This is a genomic window from Rhizobium anhuiense (genome assembly GCF_003985145.1).
GTDB lineage: Bacteria > Pseudomonadota > Alphaproteobacteria > Rhizobiales > Rhizobiaceae > Rhizobium > Rhizobium anhuiense.
The window spans coordinates 37,922-64,510 of the sequence record NZ_ML133521.1 but is presented as its reverse complement, the minus strand read 5'-3'; the positions used below and the strand labels follow the sequence as shown (position 1 = coordinate 64,510).

Genomic DNA, 26,589 nt, shown 5'->3' with positions numbered 1-26,589 from the left:
CCCAATTTCGCCGGTCAGTGCTATTCTCATCTTCAACACAGTGTGAGATTGTTCGAAGAGGAGGTTTTCCAATGCTGAACCGTAAAGCCATCCTAGCAGCAGCCACCTTTCTTTCATTCTTTTCGGTGGTTCCCGCCGTCGAGGCGCAGAACGAACGCACACTGACCGAAGCGCCGGCCCAGACCGGCCCCGTCAGCATCACCTTCGATCGCGCCGAGGCCAAATACGCCATCGGCGAAGTGGTCGGCCTCTTCATCCAGTCGAGCGAAAACGCCTATGTCACGGTGCTGAACGTTTCGCCGAACGGCGCGGTGGTGAAGCTTTTCCCAAACAAGTACCAGACCGATGCGCTCATCGGCGCCGGCAAGCGTGTGCAGGTGCCGGATCCGGCAAGCGGCGCCCGGCTGCAGGTTTCAGGTCCGGTCGGCCAGGAGCAGATCAAGGTCTTTTATTCCTCCAAGCCGCTGACCATCTTCGCCGATCTCGGCGGCAGCGGCAGCGGCATGTTCCGCTCGATCGACGGCGGCATGGATGCCGTGTCCCGCAGCCTTGAGGAAGCCCGCAGCCTCGGCACCAAGATCAGTAGCAAGACGCTGATTCTGACGACGGTCGATAGTCTGCCCGCGGCCCCTCCCGTCGCAGCCGCCCCTGCCGCAAAACCCGCACCGGTCGAGCAGGCGGCAAAGCCGCCCGTTGCGCCGAAACCGGCAGCCGCTCCGAAGCCGGTGACGAAACAGGAAGTTGCCAAGAAGCCGGAAACGGCGGTGGAAAAACCGAAGCCCGCTGCGCCGAAAAAAGTCGCGCCGAAGCCTGTCGAGCAGGCCACCACACAGCCGCCGAAGAAATACAAGATCGTCACCAATCTGGCGCCCGGCCAGGAACTTGCCGCCGACGAACTGGAACTGATCGGCCCTGCCGACACCACGTCGTCCACCCGGCCGACCCAATATAAGCAGCCGACGCAGTACAAGCAGCCGGCCCAGTCTTCTCAGACCAAGATGCCGAAACTGCCGATGCCGCAGATCAAGATGCCGCAATTCAAGCTGCCCGGCGGCTTCAGCATCAAGATGCCGCAGCTGAACCTCGGCCGCTCGGCCGAACCGGATCAGGCCGGCGAGGAGATCGAGGTCGCCAACGCCGATACGCCGGTTTGCACCGCGCTTCTCGACAAGCTGAACACCGCCGTCGCCGCCAAGGATATCACCGCTGCCGCTTCCGAGGCCGATGCGATCGCCGTCAGCGCCGATTGCGGCCAGTTCCAGGTGAATGCCCAGCGCCGCGTCGCAGCCCTCAGGCTTTCCGCCGCGCAGGAGATGATGGCCGCCGATAGACCGGTCGCCGATTACGAACCGCTGCTTGTCGCTGCCGACAGTCCGCAGGTGCTGTGGCAGGCTTCCGCCACGCTCGGCGAGATCTATTTCTCCGCTCGCCGCTTCGCCGATGCCGCCGCCGATTACCAGCAGGCGATCGAGATCATCAAGAACGAGACCCGCACGCCGAAGGCGCCGCCGGCCGAAACGATTTCCGATCTCATCCAGCGCGCCGCCCAGGCCCGCATCCTTGCCGCGAATCCTTCGAGCGACAATCCGCAAGGCAGCTTCGTGCCGGCCGAGAAGGATCACCGCAGCGGCGTGCTCGGCGGCATCTATTCCGAGAATGTGCGCGGCATCGTGCCGGTCTCCATTCCGGTGCCGATCACCTTCGATTTCGACAAGTCGAGCTTCACCTCGATCGGCACCGAGGCCGCCGAGGAACTGCTGGAAGCGCTGAAGGAGCAGAAGCCCGGTCGCATCATCCTCGTCGGCCATACCGACCGGCGCGGCGCTGACGATTATAATCAGAAGCTGTCCGAGCGCCGCGCCCAGGCCGTCGCCGATTTCCTGAAGAGCCACGGCATCGACGCGACGATCGATGCCGAGGGCCGCGGCGCCTCCGAGCCGGTCGACGTGACCGCAACCGCAAACCTCACCGAAGACGATGTCGATGCGTTGAACCGGCGCGTCGAATGGCGCCGCGAATAGTGGGGGCGAGGGGAGTTTGGCCATGTCCGCATCCGTTTCCATGGCCGCCGCATTAGCCCTCCTCATCCTGGCGGCCACCGACAGCCTGGCAAGGACGATCGAGGCGCCCGAGCGCGGCGCGGTCCGGGCGGTGCTGGTCGGCATCGATCTCTATCGCAATGTCCCGCCGCTGCATGGCGCCGTCGCCGATGCCGAGGACCTTTCCCTGTCGCTGCGCTCGGTCGGCGTCGAAGACATGACGCTCCTGAAGAATGGCGCAGCCGATCGCGAGGGCATTTTTCAAGCGATCGGGGCCGTGACGGAGCGGGCAGGGCCTGGCGACCTCGTCGTGCTCGGCATTGCCGGTCACGGGTCGAGCGAGCCGGAACGCGTCAAGGGCTCGAAACCGAGCGGCCGCGACGAGGTCTATGTGCTGGCCGGCTTCGACACCCGGCTGCCCGGATCGCGCGAGCGCATCTTCGGCGACGAGTTCAAGGTGCTGATCCGCAACCTCGAGGCCAAGGGCGCCGATGTCGTCTTCATCGCCGATACCTGCCATGCCGGCGGCATGACTCGCGACGTCGATCCGCGCGGCGCCGAGATCACCTGGCGTCAGGCGCCGTCCTATACGATCGAGGAGGATGACCTCGCGCCGATCTCGACGACGGCGGATGCGTTATCCACCGGCTTCGATTTCGAGCGGCTGACCTTCCTTGCCGCCGTCGACGAGAACACCAAGTCGCCCGAGATCACGATCCCCGGCATTCCGCAGAAGCGCGGCGCGCTGAGTTATGCCACCGCCCGCGCCTTCGAGGGGGCTGCGGACCGCAACGGCGACGGCGCCGTCAGCCGCCGCGAACTCTTCGAATATGTGCGCCAGGCGGTCTATCAGTTCACCGACCAGCGGCAGAACATCTTTACCGAAAGCCCGCCCGGAACCGATCTCGACCGTGTGGTCGTCTATGCCTACGAAGGGGCGGGGGCGCAGGCGGTGGCGGAGAAATCAAACACTCCGCTGCCCACCGAGCCCGCGCCGATCAGCGTCGCCGCCCTGGGGTCCGAGCCGGTTCTGCAGGGGATCGACGCAGCCGTCACGCCATTCAAGGTGACCGAGGGTGCCGATGCCGAACTCGTCTTCGATCCGGAAAATCGCGAGGCGATTGCCGGCGGCGATGTCGTCGCCTCCGGCGTCGGCGCCGGCGACATGCCTTTTGTCGTCGACCGGATGGCCGCGCTCGACACGCTGAAGCGGCTGTCGGAGACAAACCCGCAAACCGTGCGCGTGACGCCCTCCGACACCGTCCATGGCGAAGGCGAGCGCGTCGGCGTCACGGTTTCGGATCTATCGGGCCGCAAGCTCGTGCTCTTCGACGTCAGCGGCGATGGCACCGTGCAGTTCCTCTATCCCAACGAGAAGGAGGCCGATGCCGAGATGTCTCAGACCTTCGACCTCGATCTTTCGGTCGTCGCCCCGTTTGGCACCGACCTGCTCGTCGCCGTCACCTCTGAAACCCCGATGCCGCAGCTTGTGGAGTTCCTGAAGCAAAACGACAGGCGCCGCACGGCCGGCAATATCGCCAGGCGCCTCGGCGAATTCCTCCCCGAGGGCGCCCGCGTCGGATTTACGGTCCTCTATACCTCCGCCGGAGCCAAGCTATGAGCACGTCGATCAGCAGGGTCCTCACGATTGCCTCCGTCATGCTGCTTCTGACCTCTCCAGCTCTTGCGCAGCAGGATACCGATTTTGCCGGCGAGGATGGCGGGCGCGTCATCGGCGGTCAGGCGGCGAGAAAAGGCGAATGGCCCTGGCAGGTGAAGATCCTGGCGCCCGACCCCGAACAGCGCGGCCGCTTCGGCGGCCATTGCGGCGGCTCGCTGATCGCGCCGCGCTGGATCTTGACGGCCGCCCATTGCGTCACCAGCGGCCGCTCCGGCAAGCAGGATCTCTTCGCCCGGGATCTGCTGATCGTCGAGGGCAAGTCGAAGATCGACAAGGTGATCGCGGTCGACGGGCCCGACAAGCCCGGCCTTGCCGTGGAAAACGTGATCATTCACGAGGATTTCGACCGGAAGGTCTTCGCCAACGACATTGCCCTCATCAAGCTCGCCGAGCCCGCCAAATCGAAGCCGGCGATCCTTGCCTCGGCCTCGGATGAGGCGGTGGAGGCCGCCGGCCACCCCGCCGTCGTCACCGGCTGGGGTTACACTAAGGCCGACCACGGCTGGGATGACAAATATCTGCCGACCGAACTGCAGGAAGTCGAACTGCCGATCGTGCCGCGCGAGGACTGCCGCGCCGCCTATCGTGACAGCTCGATGCGGATGAACCCGATCGACGAGCGCAATGTCTGCGCCGGTTATGCCGAAGGCGGCAAGGATGCCTGCCAGGGCGACAGCGGCGGACCGCTCGTCGCCCAGCGTCCCGACAAAAGCTGGATCCAGCTCGGCATCGTCAGCTGGGGCGCCGGCTGCGCCGAGGCCGAACATTACGGCGTCTATACCCGCGTCGCTGCCTTCCGCGGCTGGATCGCCGTAAAGACCGACGGCGACGTGCCTGATGTCGAAGGATCGGCGACAGGCGATCAGGTCGCGTCCGCCACCACCGGCGCCGGAACGAAGCAGCAAAAATCCGGGCAGGAAGAGGCCAACCTCACCATCACGTCGCCGCCCGCCGGCGATACCCCGCCCGCCGGCAATAGCGCGCCTGCCGGCACGACTGAAACGCCAAGCCCCGACATGCCCGCGGACAAACCCGTCACCGGGCCTGCAGACGCCGAACCCGACGTCCAATCCCCGACCGTCCAGACGCCAGTGATCCAAGGCTCCCCCGGCGATCGCGCGCTGCTGATAGGCATCGACGATTACGAGATGCGCGAGGCCAAATTGACCGGCTCCGCCAGCGACGTGAAGGCGATGCAGGTCTTCCTCGCCAAGACGCTCGCCTACCGCCCGGAACAGATCCACACATTGACCAACCGCAAGGCGACCCGCGAGGCGATCCTGGCCGAGATCGACGACTGGCTGGTGCGCCAGTCGACGCCGGGAAGCCGTGTCTTCCTCTATTTCAGCGGCCAGGGCTCGGAGGAAATGGGCGCCGAGGAAACGACGAGCCCGACGCTGGTGGCAGCCGATGCGAAACTGGTGCGCGAGGGTGGCAAGGTGACGGTCACCAACCAGATCCGCGAAACCGAGATCGCCGCACGGCTGAACAGCCTCAAGGACCGCCGCGTCACCCTGCTGATCGACGCCTGCCATGTCGGCCCCGGCAGCCGCAGCGCGGTCGCAGCACCCTCCGGCACCGTGCGCTGCCTCGGCCCGGCACTGGCAGCCATCGAACCGCCGAACAAGTCAGGCAAGGAAGCGAAATTCTCCTTCGGTGGCGAAAGCGCCATGGTCTGGTCGGCCGTCAATGCAGGGCAGTGGGCGCTCGTCGATCGCGAGGCCAAGCCGGCGCTCGGTGTTTTCACCCGCCACTTCATCGAAGGCGTGCAGGATGGCGTGGCACGCGCCGCCGACAAGCCGAATGTCAGCAATGCCGCCCTTCTCGATTATGTCCGGCGCAAATCCGACGAATATTGCCGGACGCATGCCGAGGATTGCCGCTTCACGCCGGTCCCGCAATTCTACGGCCTGCCGGATGCGCTAGGCCGCGACGTGATCACCGGCGAGGAGGCGAAGACGCCGGTCGCCGCCGTCGAAAATACGCTGAAGAGCGACAATGAGGCCGGTGTTGCCGTCGACATGCTGCCCGGCACCGCCGTCAGCATCGGCGACAAGGTGGCGATGCGCGTCTCTACCAAGAAGTCCGGTTACCTGATCCTGGTCGATATCGACGCCGCCGGCAAGCTGACGCAGCTCTACCCGAACAAGCGCTCGATGGGCCTGAAGCCGACGGCCAAGAGCGGCGACAACCGGCTCGATCCGGCCCGGCCGGTCGTCGTGCCCGATGCGCGCAATCCCTATATCGGCTTCGAATATCAGGTCGAGGGTCCGGCCGGCGTCGGTATGGTCGTCGCCATCCTCAGCGACAAGCCGATCGAAGTGCTCGACCTGCCGGATGTGCCGACACCGCTGGTCGGCCAGCGCGCCGCCTTCAACTATGTCTACGATCTCGCCCGAAGCCTCAGGATCGTCGGCGACGACGAGACCGGCGCCCAGGGCAAATGGTCGTTCGATTCCAAATTCTATCGCATCCGCTGAAGAGGAGCGAACCATGCCGAAATCCACTCTGCTGGCCGGTCTTGCCGCTTCCCTGATGGCGTTTGCCCCAGTCCATGCCGGCGAGACCGGCGACAGCAAGGCGGTGCTTGCCGCCCAGGCGGGGCTTGCCGCCGAGCTCATCGACCGCACCCTGGCAAAGGAAGGGGCGGCCAATATCATGGTGTCGCCGGCAAGCCTTGCGGCCGCCCTCGGTCTCGCAAGCCTCGGCGCCTCCGATGAGGGCAAGGCGGCAATCGCCAAGAGCCTCGGCTTCGCCGGCGAAGTGAAGGGACCGGAAAAGGTGCTTGCCGCCATGACGGGGGAAAAGCCGGCCGCGGCCGATGCGCCTTTGGCGACGGCGGTTGCGATCGTCTTCGACGACAGACTGGTGCTCGTTGCCGATGCGCTTCCCATGCTCGCCGGTCACCGGGTCAAACCTTCGATCGAGGATCTCGACGGGCCGAAATCGGTCGAGAACATCAACGGCTGGGTGAAGAACGCCACGCGGGGCGCCATTCCGTCGATCCTCGACGCACCGCCCGGCGGCGGCTTCGTCAGCCTCGGCGCACTCTCCTTCAAGGCGCGCTGGAAGACCTCCTTCGAGAAGGAGAGCCCGGCAAGCCCATTTCAGCGCCCGGATGGCTCGACGATTTCGGTGCCGATGATGCATCTTGCCAGCGACGGGCAGAGGTTTCGCTCCGATGAAAAATTCACCGCCGTCGATCTTGCCTATGCCGGCGAGAGCTACAGCATGGTCGTGGTGGCGGCGCGCTCCGGCAAGGGTGTCGGCGGCACGGATCTGAAGGCGCTCGCTTCCTGGCTTCAGGGCGAGAAATTCGAGGCCGCCAAGGGCGAAATCTTCCTGCCCCGCTTTTCCCTGAACGACGGGCGTGATTTGATGCCGGTACTGAATGCGATGGGCGTGGCGCCCGAGAAGGCCAAGGATGCGGGTTTTCCGGGTTTCACCAAGGAAAACATCCGCTTGTCCCATGTCCTGCAGAAGACCATGATCAAGGTTGACGAAAACGGCACGGAGGCGGCGGCAGCCACGGCTGTCATCACGGAACGCAGCATCGAGCCGACACTTGTTCGCGTCATCGCCGATGCCCGTTTTGCCTTCGCGCTTCGCGATACGAAGACCGGCCTGCTGCTCGCCGCAGGCCTGATCGGTGACCCGCTTCTGGCGGGTGAATAGAATTCGGTTTCATGAATGAATGCAGGGGGACACGTGCATGAGAAGTGATCTGATCGCCCGCTACACGATCGGCGAGCCGATCTATGAAAACGAGTTCATCGTCTATCCCGCCCAGGACAAGCGGATGGACCATGCGGTCTTCATCGTCACGCCCGATATAGCGCTAAAATTGGACAAGGCGCGTTTCGAGCGCGTCTGGACCTCGATCAACGAGGCCAAATCGCTGACGGCGCGGCGCTTCGTCGAAATCGAGGACCTTATTCCGCCGTCGCCGGAAGACGACAATTTCTATATCGTCGAGAAGCGGCCGTCGAAGACGCTGCACCAGTATCTCGACGAAACGGAGATGGTGGCCTACGAGCGCGCCGTCGAGATCGGCCGCCACATCCTCGAGGGCCTGGCGACGCTGCACGGCGCCGGTTACGCCCACAATGCCCTGACCGACCAGTGCATCTATGTCTCCGAGGATTATTCCGGCCTGTCGGTGCGGATCGGCAACCTGCACCTGATCTCGAAGATCGGCGAGCATATCATACCGCCCTATGTGCCGGAATTCGGGGCGCCGGAGATCTATGCCAGCGGCACCTTCTCCGCCTCGCCGGCGCTCGATATCTACGCCATGGGCATGATCGCCTACAAGCTCTTCCTGCCGCGGCAGACCTATGCCAGCGTCTTCGACAGCGTCATGGTCTGGGAAGACGAGCACCAGCGCGAGCAGAGCTGGAAGAACATCCATCTCGATCCGTCCAACGTCTTTCCCCGCCTTGATGTGCTGACCCCCGGTTTTCCCGAGGGTCTGGCAAGCCTTGTGGAAAGGATGCTGAGCCGCGACCCGGCCGCGCGACCGCGCACAGGCGCCGATGCGCTGGGCGAATATGCCCGGGTGACCACAGGCATCCAGCCGATGTCATGGGATCCGCGCGGCGGCATGCAGCAGCCGGAACCGCCGAAGCCGAAAAAATGGACGCTGGCCAAGCTCTCCATGATCGGAGCGCTGCTCCTGATCTGCATCGGCGTCGGTGTCGTCACCATCCCCAAACTGCTGCGCCCGGATCCGAAGCTCGTCGCCGATGTCGACACCTGGAAGAAGGAGGCCGAAAGCCGCAAACAGAAGGCGATCGCCGCCAAGGCGCCGGAGCGCCCTTCCGGTGACCAGGCGAAACTCGCCTATGACACCGGTGCTGCGGCGCTGACCTCGGCCGATGCGCTGCTCAAGGACGAAGACTACGACAAGGCCCTTCCGGGCTATCAGACGGCCGCCATCAATCTCGGCAATGCGCTGATCGCCATCTCCAAGGAGAATGCCGAGAAGGCAAAAGCTGCCGCCTCTGCCGCAGGCGGCGACAAGGCGCCGGGTTTTGCCGAGGCCGATACCAAGATGAAGACTGCCGCCGAGGCCGCCGCCGCCAAACAGATGCACGCTGCCGTCGGCGCCTATGACGAGTCGAAAACGACGTTTGACGATCTCGCCAAGGCGCTCACCGCGCTCACCGCAGCCGAAAAAGACGCGGCGGCCAAACGCGAAACCGTCAACCGCATCGGCGCCGGCGATAGCCCCGACGTCGCCAAGGCGAGCGGGCTGATGACCGAAGCCAAGGCCAAGGCCGAGCAATGGCAGACGCCGGCGGCGACCTCAGGCTATGGCGACGCCGCCAAACTGTTCGACGCCGTCATCGCCGATGTCATGGCGGCGAAGGACGAGGCCACCGCGCTGAAGCAGAAGGTCACCGATCTCAACGCCTCGATCGCCACTCGCGCCGGTGCGGCCGATCCGACGCTAGCAGCCCTCGCGCCGAAGATCGGCGAGGCCGACGACCGCTACACCGCCGAGGCCTACAAGCTCGCGATCATTGCCTACCAGCCGATCCTCGCCGATCTCGAGGCGCTGTCGGCGCGCGGCTTCTGCCCGGTTTCGCCGACCCTTGCCTTCGAAACCGTGCCGGCCGGAAGTTATTCGCTGGAGAATGTCCGGCTGATGACCTCCTCGATGAAGGAACTCGGCGGCATGCTCGGCGTTGCCAATGGCGCAGTGAAGATCGACAAGTCTTTCTGCATGCAGACGAAGGCCGTCAGCCGCGCCGAAATGGCGGAATATTACACCGCCATCTCAGATCAGACCGCCGCCCAGGCCTATGCCGACAATCCGCAGCAGCCGGCCGACGACGTGCCGCTTGCCGTGGCGCAGAACTATACCGCCTGGCTGTCGAAACAGCTGAACGCCCCCGTCCACCTGCCGTCGGCAACCGAATGGATGGCAAGTGCGGCGAAGATCCCGCCGGAAAAACTGCCCGATAACGGCGACATCATCCTGCAATGGAGCGCCACCCCCTGCGAAGCCGGCGGCAACGTCGCCTTCATGGCGCAGGAGGGCTCCACCTTCGTCGTCTGCTCGGATGCTTCGGCCGGCGGGATTTTCCGGGTTACTGCAGAATTGCGGTGAGGATCGGAAGGGTGGAGATTGAAGGGGGAAAGCTGGGTGCCGCTGACTATCGGCTGCGCGGGATGATGCGCCCGCCCGACCGCGATGGGACAATGTCGATTATCGGCAATGTCCCGTTCGGGCCGCGTCGCGGTCAGCCAGGCTGATGGCGATCAAATCCCGAACGGCGTGCAAGTCCGTCAAGACGCAAGCGCCGAGGCCAAGAAAAAATAGAGAATTCTAGCCGCGGGCAAACGCCGCCAGCGTCTCTCCCGCCATCCGATAGCGGATCCATTCCTTCTGCGGCTCCGCGCCGATCGCCTCATAGACGCGGATCGAAGGTTCGTTCCAGTCGAGCACACTCCATTCAAAGCGGCCGCAGTTCTTTTCCAGCGCGATCTGTGCCAGGCGCCGCAACAGCGCCTTGCCGGCTCCCGAGCCGCGCGCGTCCGGTGTTACGTAGAGATCTTCCAGATAAAGGCCGTTCTTCGCCTGCCAAGTCGAATAGCTGAAGAAATAGACCGCCATGCCGATCGCTTGGCCTTCGCGTTCGCAGATCAGCGCATGCGTGACCGAACCGTCGCCGAAGATCGCCGCACGCGTGCTCTCCTCGGTCGCCTCGACCTCGTGGATCGCCTTTTCATAGTCGGCCAATTCGCGGACGAATCGCAGGATCGTTGCCGCATCTGAAGGCGTCGCGGGGCGTATGTTAAGGGTCATGTGAGAGGCTCCTGATCTGGCGCTCCAGATGAAAGAACCGTCCCGACCTGTCAACTGCATGACGTGCGGAGTGCATCTGTGTAGGCTTGCAGTTTTGTTCCCTCACGGCTCCACGGCGGCTCCCGCCATCGAGATGGCGATCAAATCCCGAACGGCGTGAAGATCCGCCAAGATGCAAGCGCAGCGGCCAGGAATATCCGGAGCCGGCTGAACCAGATCAGGCACCATGATGGTCATCGCTCCGGCGCCTGATGCGGAGAGAACTCCATTTCGGGAGTCTTCCAGGGCAACGCATTCCGATATGGGCAGGTTGAGCCGCTCGGCGGCCAGCAGGTATGGAGCGGGATCCGGTTTTCCCACCGTGTAATCGCCATAGGCAAATATGGTTTGGAACCGGCGGCCTTGCAGCCCGGCGGCCGAAAGATGCGCCTCGACGGCCGTCCGATCCGATGAGGTGACGATGGCCGAAGGGATCCGCGCCGCTTCGAGGAAGGATAGGATTTCCGGCAAGCCTGCCTTCGTTCGTAAATCCGTTTGCACCATCTGCGTGAAGAGTTCCGAAGCCTGCCTCCAGAGATCCTCCAGAGGGGCATCCTTGCCGAACCGGGCCAACAGGAGTTCGCGCACACGGGAAGCCGGCAAACCGATGGTTTCAAGATAGGCCGAGAGAGGCAATTCGAAACCCGCATTCCGTGCAGCCGTGATCGTCGCATCCCGATACAGCGCCTCGGTATCGAACATCAAACCGTCCATGTCGAACAGAACGGCTTTGGGGGCACGGGGCAGGCGCTGCATGTATGGCTTTCGACAAAGGGGATTCGCTTGAGTGTATACTGGCTTGCCGTGACTGCACCATGGCCTATGGGTCGTCACCGTCATGACGAATAGAGGGAGGGGTTCCGGCAGATCGACAAATATGCTACTGAGTAGCAAATTCGGCTCAATGGAGATAAACCGATGAGTGTCAAATCGTCGATCTCGCTGACCGACCAGCAGGACGCCTTTGCCCGTTCGCTGGTGGAAAGCGGCCGGTATTCCAGCATGAGTTCCGTTCTTCAGCAGGGCTTGGAACTCCTCCGCCAAAAGACGGAGGCTGAGGCCGTCGAAACGGCAGCGCTTCGCGAATTGGTCCAGCGGCGTCTGAAAGGCCCGATGATTTCCACGACGGAAATGGAAAGCCGCGTCGAGGCGATGATCGAGCGGAAGCGGCGGGCTGTTCGTGTGGAGCCTTGAATATTCCGAGGATGCCGAACGCGATTTTGAGCTGATTTTCGATCATCTCTTCGAGTCCCACGTCGAACTCGGAGACTTGGCCGACGAGGCGTTGGAGCGTACCGCTGAACGAATCCGCAAGTTGCGTGTCGAAATCGATCGTCTCGTCGATACGCCTTATACCGGCACATTGCGGGCCGACATTGACCCTGGAATCCGGTTTCTTCGGCGGGATAAGGCGGCTATCTGGTTCGTGCCGGTGGAAAGTCGTCGCACGATCACTATCGCTGCAATTTTCTACGGCGCGCAGGACCATATCAGACATATGCTCGCACGTATGCTGGCTGGATAAGGTCCCTACTGGTGGCAGTTGCTACGCTTCGTCGGAAAGCATGGTTCAAAAACGCCTTCCATGATTTCCGATCATGTGGACGGCCTTTCCGCCCCAGGGATGTCACCTGTCGACGCAACGCAGGGCGCTCCGAGATAAAGCCATGGGCGCCATTTTTCCTGATTCCACAGCCTCGCGTTCAAGCGGTGCCTCTCGACAGTTTTCAATTCCAAATTTCAAAATACGCGCGTATATTGATCGCGGGGACTGTAGTACCCGTGCCTTGAGGGGTCGAGGACAATGTGCTGGAATACATCATCAGCATTTACGCCGGTCGGATTCGCTTTGCGAGGACCGGCATCTCGCAAGATCGTATGGACGCTGGGCGACGCGGCGCGTCTCCTGATCAACGACTGGCCTTGCGATGACGGCGAGGAATATGTGGCTGCCGTGAAAGCCTGCGTCGACGCATTGAGCGGGAAGATTGCCCCGGAACAATTCCGGGAGGCGCTTCTGCGTGCGGCCGATGAGGCGGGGATCGCGGCTCTATCGCTCGTCCCGCGGGGACTGGGAGAGCGGCGGCCGGACCTTCCTCCGATGATGCTAACCTAGGCCGTATTTCCAGGGGCTACCTGCCTATCGACGTCAGGCTTGCGCCGGGAGCGGCCGTCGCTGATGCATGTCGCCCGGAAGTGTGCAGCGGTTCCGGAGGTACGACATGCATAAAAACAAAGAGCTAAAGCACGTCGCTTGAACCACGTTTCATGCGACGCGCTTTAGAGCAATTCCAGGAAAAGTGCGAAGCGGGTTTCCCAGGCAAAGCGCGAAGCGCTTTTGCCGGGAATTGCGTAAAAACAAAAGAATAGAGCGGTTCTGCGCTTCCGTTAAAAGCTGAACCGCTCTAGACCGCTCGAACTTCGGCAAGTCGCTGTTTCGCGTATTCGTCATCCCAACAGACGGCGGCTTCCCATGCGGCCGATGCTTGCGCGGCGATGTCATACGCCCCGGCTTCCAGATCGGCAGCATTATGGGGCAAGACGAGGTCAAGGTCGGGGACGTCGATATGCGACTCATCCCAGTCGATCAGTGCGACGCGGTCCGTGGTCATGCGGATGTTGGCAGGGTTGTTGGGATTACCGTGGACGACGCTTGCCTCACGTCCGATAAGCCGTGCCCACGCCGCGCGGCATCGAGCGACGCCATCTGGCGGCATCGCGGCAAGGTCGATCCTCGTCCCCGTCTCGGCATGCAGGAGGTCCGTCGAGGATCGCCACCCTGGGCGCTGCGGCCAACCTTGCGTCAAACGATGCAGTTCGCGGAGGGTCTCGGCGACACGACGCCAGTCGCCCTCGGTCTCGGGTGGTCCGCCATGCATGTATGTCATAACCATCAGGCCATCCGCGAATAGCCGGCCGTCGTCTGCCGGGATCGGCACCGGCACGCTCAGACCTTCACGGTCAAGGTGCCGGAGGAGTTCAACCTCCCACGCCAGATCAGCATTGCTCCTGGTACCCAGACGACCGACTGCAAGTTGCCCGTGGATGTGCACGCTCCAGACATCATTGGCGACCCCGCCAGCCAGCCGTTCGATGCGAACCGCGTCCTTGCCCCACAGCTCCAGTGCTTCCCATCCCACTCGCGGCACCCTCGATCAACCCGATTGAGACTTGGGTAAACCAAGCGCAGGATCGGGACAACACCCGGTCGCATTGCGCCCCATATTGCTCATAGAACCACCTGTTTCCTTTTTCCGAAAGCGGACATGGCACAGGTTTGAGAAGCGGTCATTGGGAAAGCCATTGCGTTCGTACTCAGGCTTTGGTCGCCTCCGCTCTGGTCGTTGGCTTCAGCAAGATGATGAGAAGCAAGCCGGCGACGATGAGTGCCGCGCCTTCGAGATGATAGCGTTGCAACTGTTCGCCGAGGAACAGGTAGGCGAGCACGGCGATAAAGATCGTCTGGATGTAAAGCAGCACGCCCGCCCGCGCCGCCCCCAGGGCCTCGATGCTGCGATTGAAGAGATAATACATAACCGCGCCACCCGGGATCGCGACATAGCCGAGCGCGATAAGGCCGCTGGCATTCAGCGTCGAGCGCTCGTCGGAGACAAGCTCAAACAGGTAGAAGGGCAGCGCCGTCAGCACCGCTGCACCGAGGAGCAGCACCAGGAGCGCAAGGCGATTCACATCGAATTTCGCCCGGCGGAGCAGGACGGTATAGAGGCTGAAACAGAACGCGCCAGCGACGATCCACAACTCCCCGGGATTGAGGTCGAGACGCAAGAGCGCAGCCGGGCTGCCCTTGACGATGATGACCACGATCCCGAAAAAGGCGAGGATCGATCCGATCACCTGCCAGCGTCCCATCGGCTCAGCCAGAATGAAACGGGCAAGAATCATGGTGATGATCGGGATCAGGGCGATGATGATGCCGGCGGTCGTGGCATCGGCATGTTCAAGGCCGACAAAAATCAGGCCCTGGCAGACGCCAAGCCCCACACCGCCGATGGCGAGCAGCTCGAGGCCGCGAGCCCGCACCAGCGCGACCATGGCGCCGAAATGCCGGTACACGATGGGCATCAGGATCGCCCAGGCGATCAGCACGCGCCAGAAGCAAAGCGCCCAGGGCGGCATCTCCGAAGAGACCCATTTCGCGGCGATATAGACGCCGGCCGACAGCAGCCAGCAGAAAACCCCCACGGAATAGGCGGCTGCAAGCGAACCGCCCGCCGCCTGTTCCGTCCCGACCGTGTCGCGATGGACCGCCAAGACATGTATCGCCATGGCCCAGTTATGCCACAATTCCCGTGCGCTGCACAGATGAAGGCGGCGGTATCCCTGGTTGCTAAGCCGCCGTCTGCTGGCGGGACGAGTATGCAGTCAAGCGGCTTGCCGAAGTTCGCCCGGTCTGAGCAGTTGCGGCGGGAAATCGGCTCTCCTGAAGAGGCGGCACGGCCGTCTGCGTGAATCCCATCCCGATGAAGCAGCGATGACCGCTTCGAAGCGTTGCACACGCATCGCGGCCCCTGCGATTCTGCACCGTTTCATGATCCGGGTGATGCGTATCGAGAGGCTGGCTCTCATTTTCCCCGGCTACCGACCAGGGCGCGTGGCCGGTAAATTTTATCCATTCGATCAAGCATTTCGCTTGACTGCCAAACGGCATACTCGGCGTCGCGGAGACCAGGGCTCGGTGACGCAATGTCAAAAGGGGTGAGCATATGGACAGACTTTTCTATGTTGGCGTGTCGGCCGCTCTCTTTGCGGCCTTTGCCTTTTCGCTCAATTTCGTCGTGCCCTTCATCATCGGTGACTATTCCACCTTTGATTTTGCCCTCATCCGTCACGTCGTCTCGGCACTCGTCGGGCTTTACATTCTGTTTTCCGAGAAGGGTGTCATGCGCCACCTCACGCTTCGAAACTGCCTGCAAGCCATCTGGCTCGCCTTCGTCGGCTATGTCGGCTACTTCCTGACAGTGACCGGAGCGGCCCTCTTTGCCGGCCCAGTCATCGCTCCGGCCTTTCTCGGGCTGGTGCCAATCGTATTGATGGTCATTGGCAATCAGCGTCAGGCATCATTGCCTTGGCGATCCCTCATGGTGCCTCTGGCACTGGTGCTGGTGGGTCTTGTTCTCGTCAATGGCACGGCATTCACGGCCGAAGGACTGGACTCTGTGCAATCATTGTGGATTGGCGTGCCGCTGGCGCTTGCTGCCGTGGGCCTTTGGGTCTGGTTCGCGCTTTCCAATCAGGCGGCACTCGCCGCACGGCCGGACATGCCCTCCGGCGTGTGGTCGGCGCTGATACTGGTGGGCGGCGGCGTCTTGATGCTGGCCTTCTATCCCATCGGTGCCGCGATGGACCTCTTCCGGCTTCCTATATTGGGATTCGGCTGGAGCGCTGCCGGCAACCTCTATGTCTGGGGCACAACTCTCGCGCTGCTGGCCACCGTAGGCGGCGTCTGGGCCTGGAATATCGCCTCCCGCAGCCTGCCGGTTGCCTTGGCCGCGCAATTGATCGTCTCAGAGACTGCCTTCGGCGTGATCGGCGGACTTGTCGTGCATGCCCGCTGGCCAACTCCGATCGAAGTCGCTGGGGTTGTCGTCCTGATCGCCGGCGTCGTTCTGTCGGTTCGGATTTTCTATAATCGCCAATTTGCATCTGGAAAGACAGTGCTTGCGAACGAGTGACCCGCTGGACACAGGGCCAAAAACAGGCGCAGGCATCAAAGATGCAATCACGTTCAACGTAAAATCCGCTTTTGATGCAAACATGCCGCCTCGCCACTCCGATGCGTTGTCCGCTTTCAAGCCACCGCTTGGCTCTACGACTGTTTTGAGGACGCCAAGCAGCCTTCGCCTTCGACACCGAAAGGTCCGCTTAGGACCGAACTCCGCCATGGCTCAGATGGACCAAAAGCAAACTCCCCGGTGAGGTCGGCTGTCCAAAGGCTTGCGTGCGGTGGAGTGGCGGCGGCCAGTAAAATCACCGGCCGCCCTTCACATTCAGCAGGGAGCCGAGGGCCGGCTCCCCGTCCTATACCATGGCGGCGGCGGCCCGCAGCTCGAGCCTTCGGCATAGCGGGTCGTCTGTCAGGCCTCGGATTTCAGCTTGCCGCCGACCGCCCAGGAATCCTTGGCGATCTCCGTTATCAGGATTTCCAGCGATTCCGGCGGGCACGCGAGGGTCTCGACGGCGGCCTTGGTTGCTTCGCGCGCGAAGGCGCGTTTCTGATCGTCGGTGCGGCCGGGATGCATCTGCAGGTGAAGAATGGGCATGGTCTCTTCCTTGGTCAGGTTGGTGATGTCCGTCGTCTTGGCGCGGGCATGGCGACCATGTTGTAAATTCGTCGGTTGATAAATAAGCTGTTGGTATCGTCATTCGAAACCAACAGGTAGGCAATCGTGGACAAGCTGGCCGGCATGGCGATGTTCGTCAGGGTCATCGACAATGGCAGTTTCGCGGCGGCCGCGGAGATCGCGCAAGTGTCGCCTGCCATGGTTGCCAAGCACATCAAGACGATCGAGACCCGGCTCGGGGCGAAGCTGATCCATCGCACCACGCGGCGCCATCAGCTTACAGAGGTCGGCCAGCTCTATTACGAGCGCTGCAAACGCGCGCTTTCCGAAGTGGCGCTGGCCGAGGCTTCGGCGAGCGAGCTGCAATCGGCGCCGCGCGGCCGGCTTCGGTTGGTGGCGCCGGTCAGCTTCGGCACGCAAGTCCTGGTGCCGGCGCTGATCGATTACCAGAACGCCTATCCCGACGTCAGCATCGAACTGTCGCTCGACAACAATGTCCATGATCTCGTCGGCGAGGGGTTCGAGCTCGGTATCCACATCGGCCCGCTCGCCGACAGCGGCCTGGTCGCCCGCCCGCTCACGCCCTACCGGCGGATTCTCGCTGCCTCGCCGGACTATCTTGCCCGCCATGGCCGGCCGGCCTCGCCGGAGGCTCTGGCGAACCACCTCTGCCTCGGCCACTCCTATTGGCGCATGCAGGATCGCTGGCACCTGGTCGGGCCGGGCGGCGAACTGCGCGATGTGTTGATCTCCGGAAAATTCTCGACCAACCAGGGAGCGGCGCTGCGCATGGCAGCACTCAGCGGCGCGGGAATTGCGCTTCAGCCGGAACTGCTGCTCGCCGCCGATATCACTGAAGGACGGCTTGAACGGGTACTGCCGGAATGGTCCTACAAGCCCGTCCCGATGCACCTCGTCTATGCGCCGAACCGGCGGCCGACAGCGATGTTGCGGACGGTGATCGATTTCCTGGTGGAACGGTTTGGCTGACGACGCTCGGCCAAGGCCGATGTCGCTCGTAAGGTTTAGCCTTGAGCTCTGTCCCCGGCTCCGGACTTACGCCTGGGGATAATCATTGAAGGCGACTATTTGCCGCGCCGCTTTAAAGCCTATGGACGTCGAAGTTTCCGCATCTAGATGATGATCGGTTGTGGATAGCGTTTGATCAACTGCCTGTCTCCCAGCGGAGCAACTCAATGCAAATCACAAAGCTTGTTTTCGGACTTTTGCTCATCGCTATCGTGCAGCCTGACCCTTCGGCTCACGCCGACGAGTTGGTGCGATTCGACAGCGCAGTCGTAAAGCCAAGTCCATTCCTGGAACGCAAGGCAAGGGAACAAGGTGTCAGTCTCCCGCAGGCCCAAGTCACGCACTTGCTGGGATATCTAAGCCGACCACAGGGAGATGGTCCCTTTCCGGCTATCGTCGTCATGCACGGTTGTGGCGGTATCCATGAGAACGTCAAGACTTACTGGCCGCAGCGGTTGACCTCATGGGGATATGTCGTGCTGGTGGTCGACAGCTTCACGACCCGCAACATCGACAACACCTGTGAGAGCTATCTTCCTGACCGGGTATTCGATGCCTACGGGGCTCTCGATTTCCTATCAACATACACCTTCGTTGATGCCCGACATGTGGGGCTGATGGGCTTTTCCGCTGGTGGCATCGCGACGCTGGAAGCCACGAAAACCGAGGGCAACGAACAGTTCATGGATCGGAAGTTCGAGGCTGCAGTCGGGTACTATCCGGTTTGCGCTCCCCACGAGGGCGATGCGACGGTGCCAACTTTGATCCTCATTGGCGACGTGGACGATTGGAGCCCAGCCGAAAGGTGTCGGCAGAGGGTTTCTCACATCAGTGGCAAAGGTCCGCCGATCGAACTCGATATCTATCCAGGTGCGTACCATGCCTTCGATGCTCCAGACGTCACAGTGGCAAAGACGGCATTCGGTCATCGGGAAGAATATAACGCGCCTGCTGCTGAGCAGTCCTTCATCAGAGTGAAGGCATTCCTGCACGAGTATCTCTCGAACTGAACGAACTGGCGGCAATTTGGCGGCGACGCGGGCTCGATGATGCGTCAGTCAGGTTCGCTTGCCGGCGATCAGCGGTGCTGATCGTTCTCGCCTTCCAGTCAGGCAAGCTTCGGGGCTGAGACTACTCAACTCGGATTCGATGCAATAAAGTTCACCGATCGGCTTCACGTTTGAAGCCCATCAGCAATCTACCCTCATTGAAGCAGGACAAGAGATGGACAGAATATTCATCGTAGGCAATGGCGGAAGTGGCAAGTCCTGGCTGGCCGGGCAACTAGCCCATAAATTGCAAATCCCAGCAGTTCATCTCGACGATCTTCATTGGCTACCGAATTTTGCCGGAGAGCGTCCGCGTGATGAGCGCGACCGACTGGTGACCCAGGCTGCGGGCAACAGCTCTTGGGTGATGGAGGGTATTTACGGTTCGATCCTCAGGCAGGTGATGACGCGTGTGACAACTCTGATTTGGCTCGACGTCTCTGACGATGAGTGTATTTCAAACCTTCTGCAACGAGGCCAAACCGGCGGCGGGACCGTGGAACAGCTCGAGGAATTGCTGGAATACACGCGTGGTTACCGTCTTCGGAAGAACCACATGAATTCCTTCGACGCACATCAATGTTTTTTCGAGGAGCATCCGTTGCAAAAGGTAAGGCTGTCCAGCCGCTCGGATGTTGCAACCTTCCTGTCGGCAATCTGAAGCCGAAGCTACGTGCCGCCTTAGTGATAGGTCACGATGGGATGGTACATCCTTTTCAGGAAGGGGCGGAGAGCTTCCTGCACGTGGCTCCTTGGAATTTGATGCCCACACTCAAACACGTGAAGCGTCACCGGGACGCCTGCATTGGATAGAGCTTTTGAGAACAGTTCAGCATGGGCAACCGACGCACGGTCGTCATGCTTTCCATGCAGCAACAGCGTCTCCGACCGAACTTCGGGCGCGTAATGCAGCGCAGAGCGAGCCAGAAAGGCCTCTCTCGACAGGCCCGCCTCCTTCTCGATAGCCCACCGCAAACCGTCTGAACTCGCGTGATAAGCGACTTCAAGATCGTAGACGCCGCCCGAGAGAATGACTCCCCGCAGATCAGAAATCTGGGTGGCAACCATTGCCGATGCAACGGCGCCACGACTGTTTCCATAGAGGACCATTCGGCTAGGGTCGACGGAAGGCTGTTCCCTCAGGAAGCCGAGAGCCGCAATGATCGCCTGCTGAGTTTTGGGACCGCAGAAATCTGGAGGCCCATCTGACGCCCCAAAACCGGGCTGCGAGACTGCCGCCGCAGTGATATTCAAACCAGAACAGAACCGAAGCAACGCGCCGCTATCGACCGCCTCTATCCCTCCAAGCAGACGGCCACCCTGGTTGCCGTGGACAAACAGGATTGCGCCTGCGGGCGTTTCGCTTGCGACCTGAGCTTGAAAGAGCTCGACCGTGGCTCCGTCACCCCGATCAATGAGATGTCGAGTTACTACCGGCATAACCACCATCAGGTTTTCTCGTGCGGGACAGACAATAGTACAACTTTTGGTATTGGCAACGTCCGGTGATCGCCTTCTGCATACGGCGATTGCGGAATATCCAGGCCGCACTGAGTGTGGAGTTCTCGAATCCCCCGTCCGTGGGCTGAAACATGCCCAATTCATCCCGAGGACTGGTCGAGATGCCTGTCCCACGACAGACAGTTACAAGCCCGCTTTGCGAAAGTAGACAGGTTGAAGCTGTTTGGGAAAGCTTGCTTAGCAGTTTTCCGCTAGACATAGCTTTCACAACGAACGCGGATAGGAAGTAAGCGTCCGGTGGTGACGGCTATGCGATTGTGAGGATAAGAACGGCGACCACAACCACCCACGGGATCAAACCGATCCATCCTGCCATAGGAGCTTGGCAGATCAGTGAGCCATCGGGGACGCGTTTGAAGCCCAGCCAATTAAATCCCGTCTCGGTCGAGGATATGGCTTGCACGCGCACCTTCCTGCCGGTGATGAGCGGCAACACGAGCCTGGCGGTAGTGTAGCCAATCACCTCAAAAATAAAGTCGATAATGATCAAATCAGGGCTCCGGTGTGATGTTTCACGGCAACAAGGCGTCAATTCGGTTGATCGGATAATCGGCGAGTAAGCGTCCGGTTAACTGGTTTTCCAAGTGCATGATGGCGTTTCCTGAGGCTGTAATGCTACGATAACAGCTCCGGCGTGAAGAGGTTGAGCTTGTGGTGCGTGCGATTGTTTTGCTTTTGATCGGGACTCTGGCAACGCCGAGTTACGGCCAGGGTTCGGCGGAGCTTGGACCGAATACAAACGAGCATCCTTTCCAGTGTGGAGCGGCCTTTGCGATCATGGCTAAGGTCTATCAGGAAGCCGGAGATGCCAACAAAGCCGGAGATTACCAAACAAAATTCGATAAGCTAGCTGTCCAGGCTGAAGGCATTTTCGAACAATCTCATCGACCTAAAAGCGATGCAGAAGCCTACATGCAGAAGCCTGTAGATTCCTTGGCCGCTATTGCTGAGAAAGACGCCGCGCTCGTAATCAATTTTGCCCGACGTTGCGACCAGCGCTTTCCTGGTTAGATTCGGTTAGCTGCGGTGTTCCATGGCAATAGCTCACCGATTGTGTAGATGGGATGATCGGCGATGCGGGTAAGGATGTCCCGCAGATAGGCCTCTGGATCGAGACCATTGAGCTTTGCGGTTTCGATCAGTGACAGGATGGCGGCGGCCCGTTCTCCGCCTTTTTCTGATCCGGCGAACAGAGAAGGTGGCCAATTGCTGCTTGGGATGTTGCCCCTTACGATCCGGACTGAAGAAGTAGCAGGCTGCCGGTGGTGTCGTGTCACCGTGGGGACGACCGTCGCGAACATAGGTCCACAGTCGGCCAGTCTTGGTCTTGTCCCTTCCAGGCTCCAGCACAGGAACACTGTATCATCGCCATGAAGTCGATGACCTGCGAATACATGCTCTTGAAGCTTCACCAGCAGCGGCTCCAGCAATGTGCTGGCCTTGCCGATCCAGTCTGGCATAGTTGAACGGCTCAGATCGACGCCTTCCCGAGCATAAATCTCTGACTGGCGATAGAGTGGGAGGTGATCATAGTATTTGGCGATCAGCACATCGAGGGGACGGTTGGGATGACGGCAGTCATCGTGAGCACTTAAAAAAACCGGATTGTGGCCGTTGCCGCTGGCCCAACTGCATGGCCGTCAGGTAGGCCAGCGGATCGATGGCCGGATTGACAGATGTAGACACCACCATGCGACGGGTGGATCTATGTATCCGGCTGTAGTCAAGGGATACACTCTTGGCAGAAGCAATCATATAGGGCATTCTTAGTTCAGATGACCTTCGCGAGCAAAGCAGCACGCGTGCGTATTCTCGGCGCACGACTTACCAACCCGGCCTCCTGACTGGAGCCGGGTCAATCCTGCTATTTGCCTTTCATTTCATCTGCCTGGGTCGTCATCCATGGACGTTGGAACGTCTTCCTCGCCTCATCATTCAATCACCGTCGAAGCGCGGCTGCGGCTGGCGAATTCGCATGCATGTCGACTTAGCGGCGGCTGCCGGAAATCATCGCAGTACCGGCAGCCGTAGCTGCTCCTGACATCCTTAAAAGCGAGCCACATTCGAAAGACGCCACCAATGAGTTGGTCGGCGCGAGGAGCGGCGCATGCCCTACGATCCACGGGCCATTGAGCCCAAATGGCAGGCCTATTGGGCCGAGCACGATATCTTTCGAGCGGAGTTCGAGCCGACCAAGCCGAAATTCTATGCACTCGATATGTTTCCGTATCCGTCAGGCGCTGGGCTGCATGTCGGCCATCCCCTGGGTTATACGGCGACTGACATCCTGTGCCGCTACAAGCGCATGTGCGGATTCAGTGTGTTGCACCCGATGGGATGGGATAGCTTCGGCCTGCCAGCGGAGCGCCATGCGATGCGCACAGGCGTTCATCCGGCTATCACGACCAAGCGCAATATCGAGACGTTTCGCGGCCAGGTGCAACGACTGGGTTTTTCCTACGACTGGAGCCGCGAACTCGCCACCACCGATCCCAACTATGTCAGGTGGACGCAGTGGATTTTCCTGAAGCTGTTAGAGCGGGGTCTTGCGTACCAGGCGGAGGTGGCGGTCAATTGGTGTCCGGCTCAGAATGCCGTGCTCGCCGACGAGGAAGTCAAAGACGGGCGCTACGTCGAGACGGGCGATCCGGTGGTCCGCCGTCAGATGCGTCAATGGATGCTGCGCATCATCGCATATGCCGACCGGTTGTTGGATGGCCTGGATGATCTCAATTGGCCAGAAAGCCTGAAGGCGATGCAGCGCAATTGGATCGGCCGTTCGGAAGGAGCCGAGATTGCCTTTACTGTCGATCCTGGCGGCACGGAGATCGTGACCTTCACAACACGACCCGAAACCCTGTTTGGTGTGAGCTATATCGTCGTCGCGCCGGAGCATCCGTTGCTGCCTGCTATCGTGACGGGGGAGGCCCGAGCTGCGGTGGAAAGCTATGTTGAGCAGTCTGCAGTCCTAGATGAGACGTCGCGCGCCGATGCAGGACGCGAAAAGACCGGCGTTTTCACGGGTGCTTACGCAGTCAATCCGGCAACAGGGATCCGGCTGCCGATCTGGGTGGCAGATTATGTTCTGAGTGGGTACGGCACTGGTGCCCTCATGGCGGTTCCAGCCCATGATGCGCGTGATCATGCTTTTGCTGTTGCTCACGGCCTGCCGATCACGCGTGTGATCGAGAGCGACCAGGACGTCGAGCGCGTGGCCTACGAGGGCAATGGGCGGATGGTCGGTTCCGGTTTTCTGGATGGCCTGGACGCGCCTGCAGCCAGGCAGACGATGGTTGCCTGGCTGCAGGCCAACGGGGCAGGTAAAGCGAAGGTCACCTATCGCCTGCGGGACTGGCTTTTCTCGCGTCAGCGTTATTGGGGTGAGCCGATTCCGGTGCTGCATCTGGCCGACGGTTCGGTGGTGCCTTTGCCTGAAGAATGCCTGCCGCTGCTGCCGCCGGAATTGGATGACTATGCACCGACGGCTGACGGAGAACCGCCACTCGCCCGGGCGGAGGACTGGGTGCAAACGACGGTGCCTGGCACCGACCTCCCGGCAAGGCGGGAGACCAACACGATGCCGCAATGGGCCGGCTCATGCTGGTACTATTTGCGGTTCCTCGATCCCCACAATAAGCGTGAACTGGTGGGGCATGAGGCCGAACGCTACTGGATGCCCGTCGATATCTACGTCGGCGGGGCGGAGCACGCCGTCTTGCACCTGCTCTACGCTCGCTTCTGGCACAAGGTGCTTTACGATATCGGGGTCGTATCGACCGAAGAACCATTTCAGCGCCTGTTCAATCAGGGAATGATCCTCGCCCACTCCTATCGGGATGTGGCTGGCCGATATTACGAGCCGTCTTCCGTAACCGAAAAGGGCGGACGATGGTTTGCGGGCTCGGTCGAGGTCCATCGCGCCGTCGAGAAGATGTCCAAGTCGCGTTTGAACGTCGTCAACCCTGATGACGTCGTCGACGAATATGGGGCTGATGCGCTGCGGCTTTACGAGATGTTCATGGGGCCACTGGACGGAACCAAACCCTGGCAGACGGAGGGTGTGAAGGGTGTGCGCCGGTTCCTGGATCGAGCATGGCGCATGGTCTGTGATGAGACTGATGGACTGCATCCAGCCGTGCGGGACGCCATCCCTGGTTCGGAACTGCTGCGCTTGCGCCATCAGACGGTGAAGTTCGTCACCGAAGATATAGAAGCCATGCGCTTCAACACGGCCATCGCCCGTCTGATGGAATTGTCTAACGCCCTTGTGGCAGCGACCGAGCGGCCGCGCGAGGTCGTCGAGACATTGATTTTATTGTTGTCCCCGTTCGCTCCTCACATTGCCGAGGAGTTGTGGAGCAAGCTTGGTCATGAAGGGACACTGGCTTTCGTTCCATGGCCAAGTTTCGATCCTGAATTGGCGGAGGAGGAGATGCGCGAGTACGTGGTGCAGATCAACGGCAAGGTTCGTCACCGTTTCCGAGCGGCGTCCGATCTGCGGGAGGGTTTGCTGGCGGCAGCTCGATCAGAGCCTGAGGTGGTGACTTTGCTTGCCGGCAAGACCGTTGTGAAGGAAATAGCGGTGCCGGGTCGATTGGTGAACTATGTCACAAAAGGGTAAGGGCTGCTTCAAGGAGCAACGATGGCTGTAACCAGCAAAATCTCAGATTATGACAGCCGCTGGCCGTCTATGTTTGCTGCTGAGAAACAACGGATCACGGGCTGCTTCGAGGGTGATGTCGCATTGTTTCACCAGCGCCCGAACACGACGCTTGGCGTTTAACTCAGGCATCGTAGCCAAAATCAACAACGTCACGCATCGAGCGCACCTCGTTTGGCAATCGAGATCAGCTCCTTGAAGTGTGTCACGATTCTACCTTCGCGGCTGGCGTCCTCCGCTTCCCAACCGAACTTCCACGCGTCGTGACGCGCAAGCCAATCCCCCAGAGCAGCGCTATCACCGGTGGGCATCCTATGGGCCGCGAGGTATGGGTTCTCGTGAGCCTTCAGTCCGAGCACCCGCGCCCTCGAGCCTGCTTCCTGTAAATCGATCAGCTCTTCAATTGTCATACGCGATCCCCCACGATGGCGTCGACGGTAGCATCGAAGTCCGCGCATGCAAGCGAATGCTAAATTATGGGTTAATTTGGGACAGTTGCGAGTGGAGAGCGCCTCTGGTCGGTCGGGCGTTGCACCGGAGTGTCAATGCTTCCTGTGCTTCATACTTGCCCCGCCGCCAATTGATCGCAGGAGCAGCAAATAAATCAGACGTACTGCCTAATTTCAGCACACCTCCTGACGAATTTATACGCAACCATAAGTGTTGATTCTAGAATTTTTTACACGTAATAATGCGCCCGCTGAGCGCTACAAGCAGATAGGAGCGGAGTACTTTCAAGGCGGATATTTCAAGTTCGACGAGTTAACGGAGCAAAGGAGCGCATGATGGACCTACAAACAGTTCTGACGTTTAGCTTGGCCTTCTTCGTATTCGCGGCAAGCCCTGGCCCTGACAACCTGACGATCCTGTCGAAGACCGTGTCCAGCGGCCCGGCGCACGGCGTCGCCTACGGGGGCGGCGTCGTTTGCAGCATCTTCCTGTTCGTCATCTTCGCGGCCATCGGTTTCAACGCCATTGCTCAATACATGAACGAAAATCTGCGTTTGATCCAATATGTCGGCGCTATCTACCTGATTTACACAGGGGTCACGATGTGGCGTTCGAAGCCGAACATCAAACCTCGTGTGATGAGGGGCGGCCTGATCCGCCTGTTCATTACGGGTTTTCTTCTCAATATCTCCAATCCCAAAATGCCGATTTTCTATCTGGCGCTACTGCCGGGCGTCTTGGGCATCCGGCCACTGACCATCCCCGACACCGTGGAACTGCTGGCGGTCATAGCCCTGATAGAGGTGGTCGTGGTCGGAGGACATGTGCTCATCGGCTATAAAGCGAAAACGGCACTGGCCGATCCGAAAAAGATCGGCATCCTCAACCGTGGCGCTGGAGCTTTGATGGTCGGGGCAGGGGTGCTTGTCGCCAGCAGATGATGCCGCCTCGAAGGCGTAGCCCCGAATAGTGACGCGATGACGGAAGCCCACGATGCGATAAGAG

The 26,589-nt window shown here is 60.9% G+C and carries 24 protein-coding genes and 2 pseudogenes; 16 read left to right on the top strand and 10 right to left on the bottom strand.

Features of this window, described 5'->3' with window-relative positions:
• The first annotated feature begins 71 nt into the window (after positions 1 to 71).
• From EEQ99_RS00325 to EEQ99_RS00305, 5 genes are read left to right on the top strand one after another with little or no spacing between them, the layout of a single operon-like run.
• Positions 72 to 2,021 (top strand): DUF4384 domain-containing protein, encoded by a 1,950-nt coding sequence (locus tag EEQ99_RS00325; RefSeq protein ID WP_127429851.1) that lies wholly within the window; start codon positions 72 to 74, stop codon positions 2,019 to 2,021.
• Between the two features lie 22 nt (positions 2,022 to 2,043).
• Positions 2,044 to 3,660: a caspase family protein gene (locus tag EEQ99_RS00320; RefSeq protein ID WP_127429850.1), complete on the top strand. Its 1,617-nt coding sequence runs from the start codon at positions 2,044 to 2,046 to the stop codon at positions 3,658 to 3,660.
• Positions 3,657 to 6,200, top strand: coding sequence for a trypsin-like serine protease (locus EEQ99_RS00315; protein WP_127429849.1), 2,544 nt, complete (start codon positions 3,657 to 3,659; stop codon positions 6,198 to 6,200). The genes EEQ99_RS00320 and EEQ99_RS00315 overlap by 4 nt, the downstream gene beginning before the upstream one ends.
• A gap of 13 nt (positions 6,201 to 6,213) precedes the next feature.
• The gene (locus tag EEQ99_RS00310) at positions 6,214 to 7,395 is read left to right on the top strand and encodes a serpin family protein (protein ID WP_047614524.1); all 1,182 of its coding nucleotides are present in this window, start codon (positions 6,214 to 6,216) and stop codon (positions 7,393 to 7,395) included.
• Positions 7,396 to 7,432: 37 nt separating this feature from the next.
• A complete protein-coding gene (locus EEQ99_RS00305) occupies positions 7,433 to 9,835 on the top strand; it encodes a protein kinase domain-containing protein (protein ID WP_127429848.1) in 2,403 nt (800 codons plus the stop codon).
• A 219-nt stretch (positions 9,836 to 10,054) separates the two neighbouring features.
• On the opposite strand, the gene EEQ99_RS00300 is transcribed toward EEQ99_RS00305, so the two are convergent.
• The gene (locus EEQ99_RS00300; protein ID WP_029868333.1) at positions 10,055 to 10,534 is read right to left on the bottom strand and encodes a GNAT family N-acetyltransferase; all 480 of its coding nucleotides are present in this window, start codon (positions 10,532 to 10,534) and stop codon (positions 10,055 to 10,057) included.
• A 102-nt stretch (positions 10,535 to 10,636) separates the two neighbouring features.
• A complete protein-coding gene (locus EEQ99_RS00295; RefSeq protein WP_244604741.1) occupies positions 10,637 to 11,413 on the bottom strand; it encodes an HAD family hydrolase in 777 nt (258 codons plus the stop codon).
• Between the two features lie 78 nt (positions 11,414 to 11,491).
• Here EEQ99_RS00295 and EEQ99_RS00290 point away from each other — a divergent pair, with 78 nt between their 5' ends.
• The 3 genes from EEQ99_RS00290 (at position 11,492) to EEQ99_RS00280 (ending at position 12,689) form a co-directional block, all read left to right on the top strand.
• On the top strand, positions 11,492 to 11,767 hold the full coding sequence (locus tag EEQ99_RS00290) for a type II toxin-antitoxin system ParD family antitoxin (protein WP_029868331.1): 276 nt from the start codon (positions 11,492 to 11,494) through the stop codon (positions 11,765 to 11,767).
• Positions 11,748 to 12,098, top strand: a complete 351-nt coding sequence (locus EEQ99_RS00285) for a type II toxin-antitoxin system RelE/ParE family toxin (RefSeq protein WP_097542621.1) — start codon at positions 11,748 to 11,750, stop codon at positions 12,096 to 12,098. Before EEQ99_RS00290 ends, EEQ99_RS00285 begins: the two co-directional genes overlap by 20 nt.
• Before the next feature lie 279 nt (positions 12,099 to 12,377).
• Positions 12,378 to 12,689 carry a DUF982 domain-containing protein gene (locus EEQ99_RS00280; RefSeq protein WP_029868329.1) on the top strand — a complete coding sequence of 104 codons (312 nt, stop codon included), beginning with the start codon at positions 12,378 to 12,380 and terminating at the stop codon, positions 12,687 to 12,689.
• A 289-nt stretch (positions 12,690 to 12,978) separates the two neighbouring features.
• Here the strand turns inward: EEQ99_RS00280 and EEQ99_RS00275 are convergent, their stop codons facing one another.
• Both EEQ99_RS00275 and EEQ99_RS00270 read right to left on the bottom strand, forming a co-directional pair.
• Entirely contained in the window at positions 12,979 to 13,713 is a 735-nt protein-coding gene (locus EEQ99_RS00275) for a protein kinase family protein (protein WP_029868328.1), read from the bottom strand.
• Between the two features lie 175 nt (positions 13,714 to 13,888).
• Positions 13,889 to 14,860 (bottom strand): DMT family transporter, encoded by a 972-nt coding sequence (locus EEQ99_RS00270; RefSeq protein ID WP_029868327.1) that lies wholly within the window; start codon positions 14,858 to 14,860, stop codon positions 13,889 to 13,891.
• A gap of 437 nt (positions 14,861 to 15,297) precedes the next feature.
• Here EEQ99_RS00270 and EEQ99_RS00265 point away from each other — a divergent pair, with 437 nt between their 5' ends.
• The gene (locus tag EEQ99_RS00265) at positions 15,298 to 16,266 is read left to right on the top strand and encodes a DMT family transporter (protein WP_029868326.1); all 969 of its coding nucleotides are present in this window, start codon (positions 15,298 to 15,300) and stop codon (positions 16,264 to 16,266) included.
• Between the two features lie 402 nt (positions 16,267 to 16,668).
• Here the strand turns inward: EEQ99_RS00265 and EEQ99_RS00260 are convergent, their stop codons facing one another.
• Positions 16,669 to 16,938, bottom strand: coding sequence for a 4-oxalocrotonate tautomerase (locus EEQ99_RS00260; protein WP_097542622.1), 270 nt, complete (start codon positions 16,936 to 16,938; stop codon positions 16,669 to 16,671).
• Positions 16,939 to 16,980: 42 nt separating this feature from the next.
• Between EEQ99_RS00260 and EEQ99_RS00255 the strand changes: the two genes are divergently transcribed.
• The 3 genes from EEQ99_RS00255 (at position 16,981) to EEQ99_RS00245 (ending at position 19,614) form a co-directional block, all read left to right on the top strand.
• Positions 16,981 to 17,865 (top strand): LysR family transcriptional regulator, encoded by an 885-nt coding sequence (locus EEQ99_RS00255; protein WP_047611887.1) that lies wholly within the window; start codon positions 16,981 to 16,983, stop codon positions 17,863 to 17,865.
• A gap of 206 nt (positions 17,866 to 18,071) precedes the next feature.
• Positions 18,072 to 18,914, top strand: a complete 843-nt coding sequence (locus tag EEQ99_RS00250) for a dienelactone hydrolase family protein (protein ID WP_047611885.1) — start codon at positions 18,072 to 18,074, stop codon at positions 18,912 to 18,914.
• Between the two features lie 214 nt (positions 18,915 to 19,128).
• The gene (locus EEQ99_RS00245) at positions 19,129 to 19,614 is read left to right on the top strand and encodes a P-loop NTPase family protein (RefSeq protein WP_097630163.1); all 486 of its coding nucleotides are present in this window, start codon (positions 19,129 to 19,131) and stop codon (positions 19,612 to 19,614) included.
• Between the two features lie 20 nt (positions 19,615 to 19,634).
• Here EEQ99_RS00245 and EEQ99_RS00240 read toward each other — a convergent pair whose 3' ends face one another.
• A complete protein-coding gene (locus EEQ99_RS00240; RefSeq protein ID WP_097630162.1) occupies positions 19,635 to 20,402 on the bottom strand; it encodes an alpha/beta hydrolase family protein in 768 nt (255 codons plus the stop codon).
• A gap of 319 nt (positions 20,403 to 20,721) precedes the next feature.
• On the bottom strand, positions 20,722 to 20,964 hold the full coding sequence (locus EEQ99_RS00235; RefSeq protein WP_097630161.1) for a hypothetical protein: 243 nt from the start codon (positions 20,962 to 20,964) through the stop codon (positions 20,722 to 20,724).
• 161 nt (positions 20,965 to 21,125) lie between these two features.
• Here EEQ99_RS00235 and EEQ99_RS00230 point away from each other — a divergent pair, with 161 nt between their 5' ends.
• A complete protein-coding gene (locus tag EEQ99_RS00230; protein WP_097630160.1) occupies positions 21,126 to 21,485 on the top strand; it encodes a hypothetical protein in 360 nt (119 codons plus the stop codon).
• Here EEQ99_RS00230 and EEQ99_RS35530 read toward each other — a convergent pair.
• Together EEQ99_RS35530 and EEQ99_RS35525 are read right to left on the bottom strand one after the other, a co-directional pair.
• Positions 21,482 to 21,667, bottom strand: a pseudogene (locus tag EEQ99_RS35530) (transposase domain-containing protein); the annotation flags it as partial. The gene EEQ99_RS00230 and the pseudogene EEQ99_RS35530 sit on opposite strands and share 4 nt — an antisense overlap.
• A gap of 219 nt (positions 21,668 to 21,886) precedes the next feature.
• Positions 21,887 to 22,024: pseudogene (locus tag EEQ99_RS35525) on the bottom strand (IS66 family transposase); the annotation flags it as partial.
• A 557-nt stretch (positions 22,025 to 22,581) separates the two neighbouring features.
• Here EEQ99_RS35525 and leuS point away from each other — a divergent pair.
• Both leuS and EEQ99_RS34365 read left to right on the top strand, forming a co-directional pair.
• Positions 22,582 to 25,095 carry a leucine--tRNA ligase gene (gene leuS, locus EEQ99_RS00220; RefSeq protein WP_097630159.1) on the top strand — a complete coding sequence of 838 codons (2,514 nt, stop codon included), beginning with the start codon at positions 22,582 to 22,584 and terminating at the stop codon, positions 25,093 to 25,095.
• A gap of 21 nt (positions 25,096 to 25,116) precedes the next feature.
• Entirely contained in the window at positions 25,117 to 25,257 is a 141-nt protein-coding gene (locus EEQ99_RS34365; RefSeq protein ID WP_164735878.1) for a GrpB family protein, read from the top strand.
• A 29-nt stretch (positions 25,258 to 25,286) separates the two neighbouring features.
• Here the strand turns inward: EEQ99_RS34365 and EEQ99_RS00215 are convergent, their stop codons facing one another.
• Positions 25,287 to 25,544 (bottom strand): CrpP-related protein, encoded by a 258-nt coding sequence (locus EEQ99_RS00215; protein ID WP_028758724.1) that lies wholly within the window; start codon positions 25,542 to 25,544, stop codon positions 25,287 to 25,289.
• A gap of 375 nt (positions 25,545 to 25,919) precedes the next feature.
• Between EEQ99_RS00215 and EEQ99_RS00210 the strand changes: the two genes are divergently transcribed.
• Positions 25,920 to 26,525 carry a LysE family translocator gene (locus EEQ99_RS00210; protein ID WP_097630361.1) on the top strand — a complete coding sequence of 202 codons (606 nt, stop codon included), beginning with the start codon at positions 25,920 to 25,922 and terminating at the stop codon, positions 26,523 to 26,525.
• Positions 26,526 to 26,589: the final 64 nt, after the last annotated feature.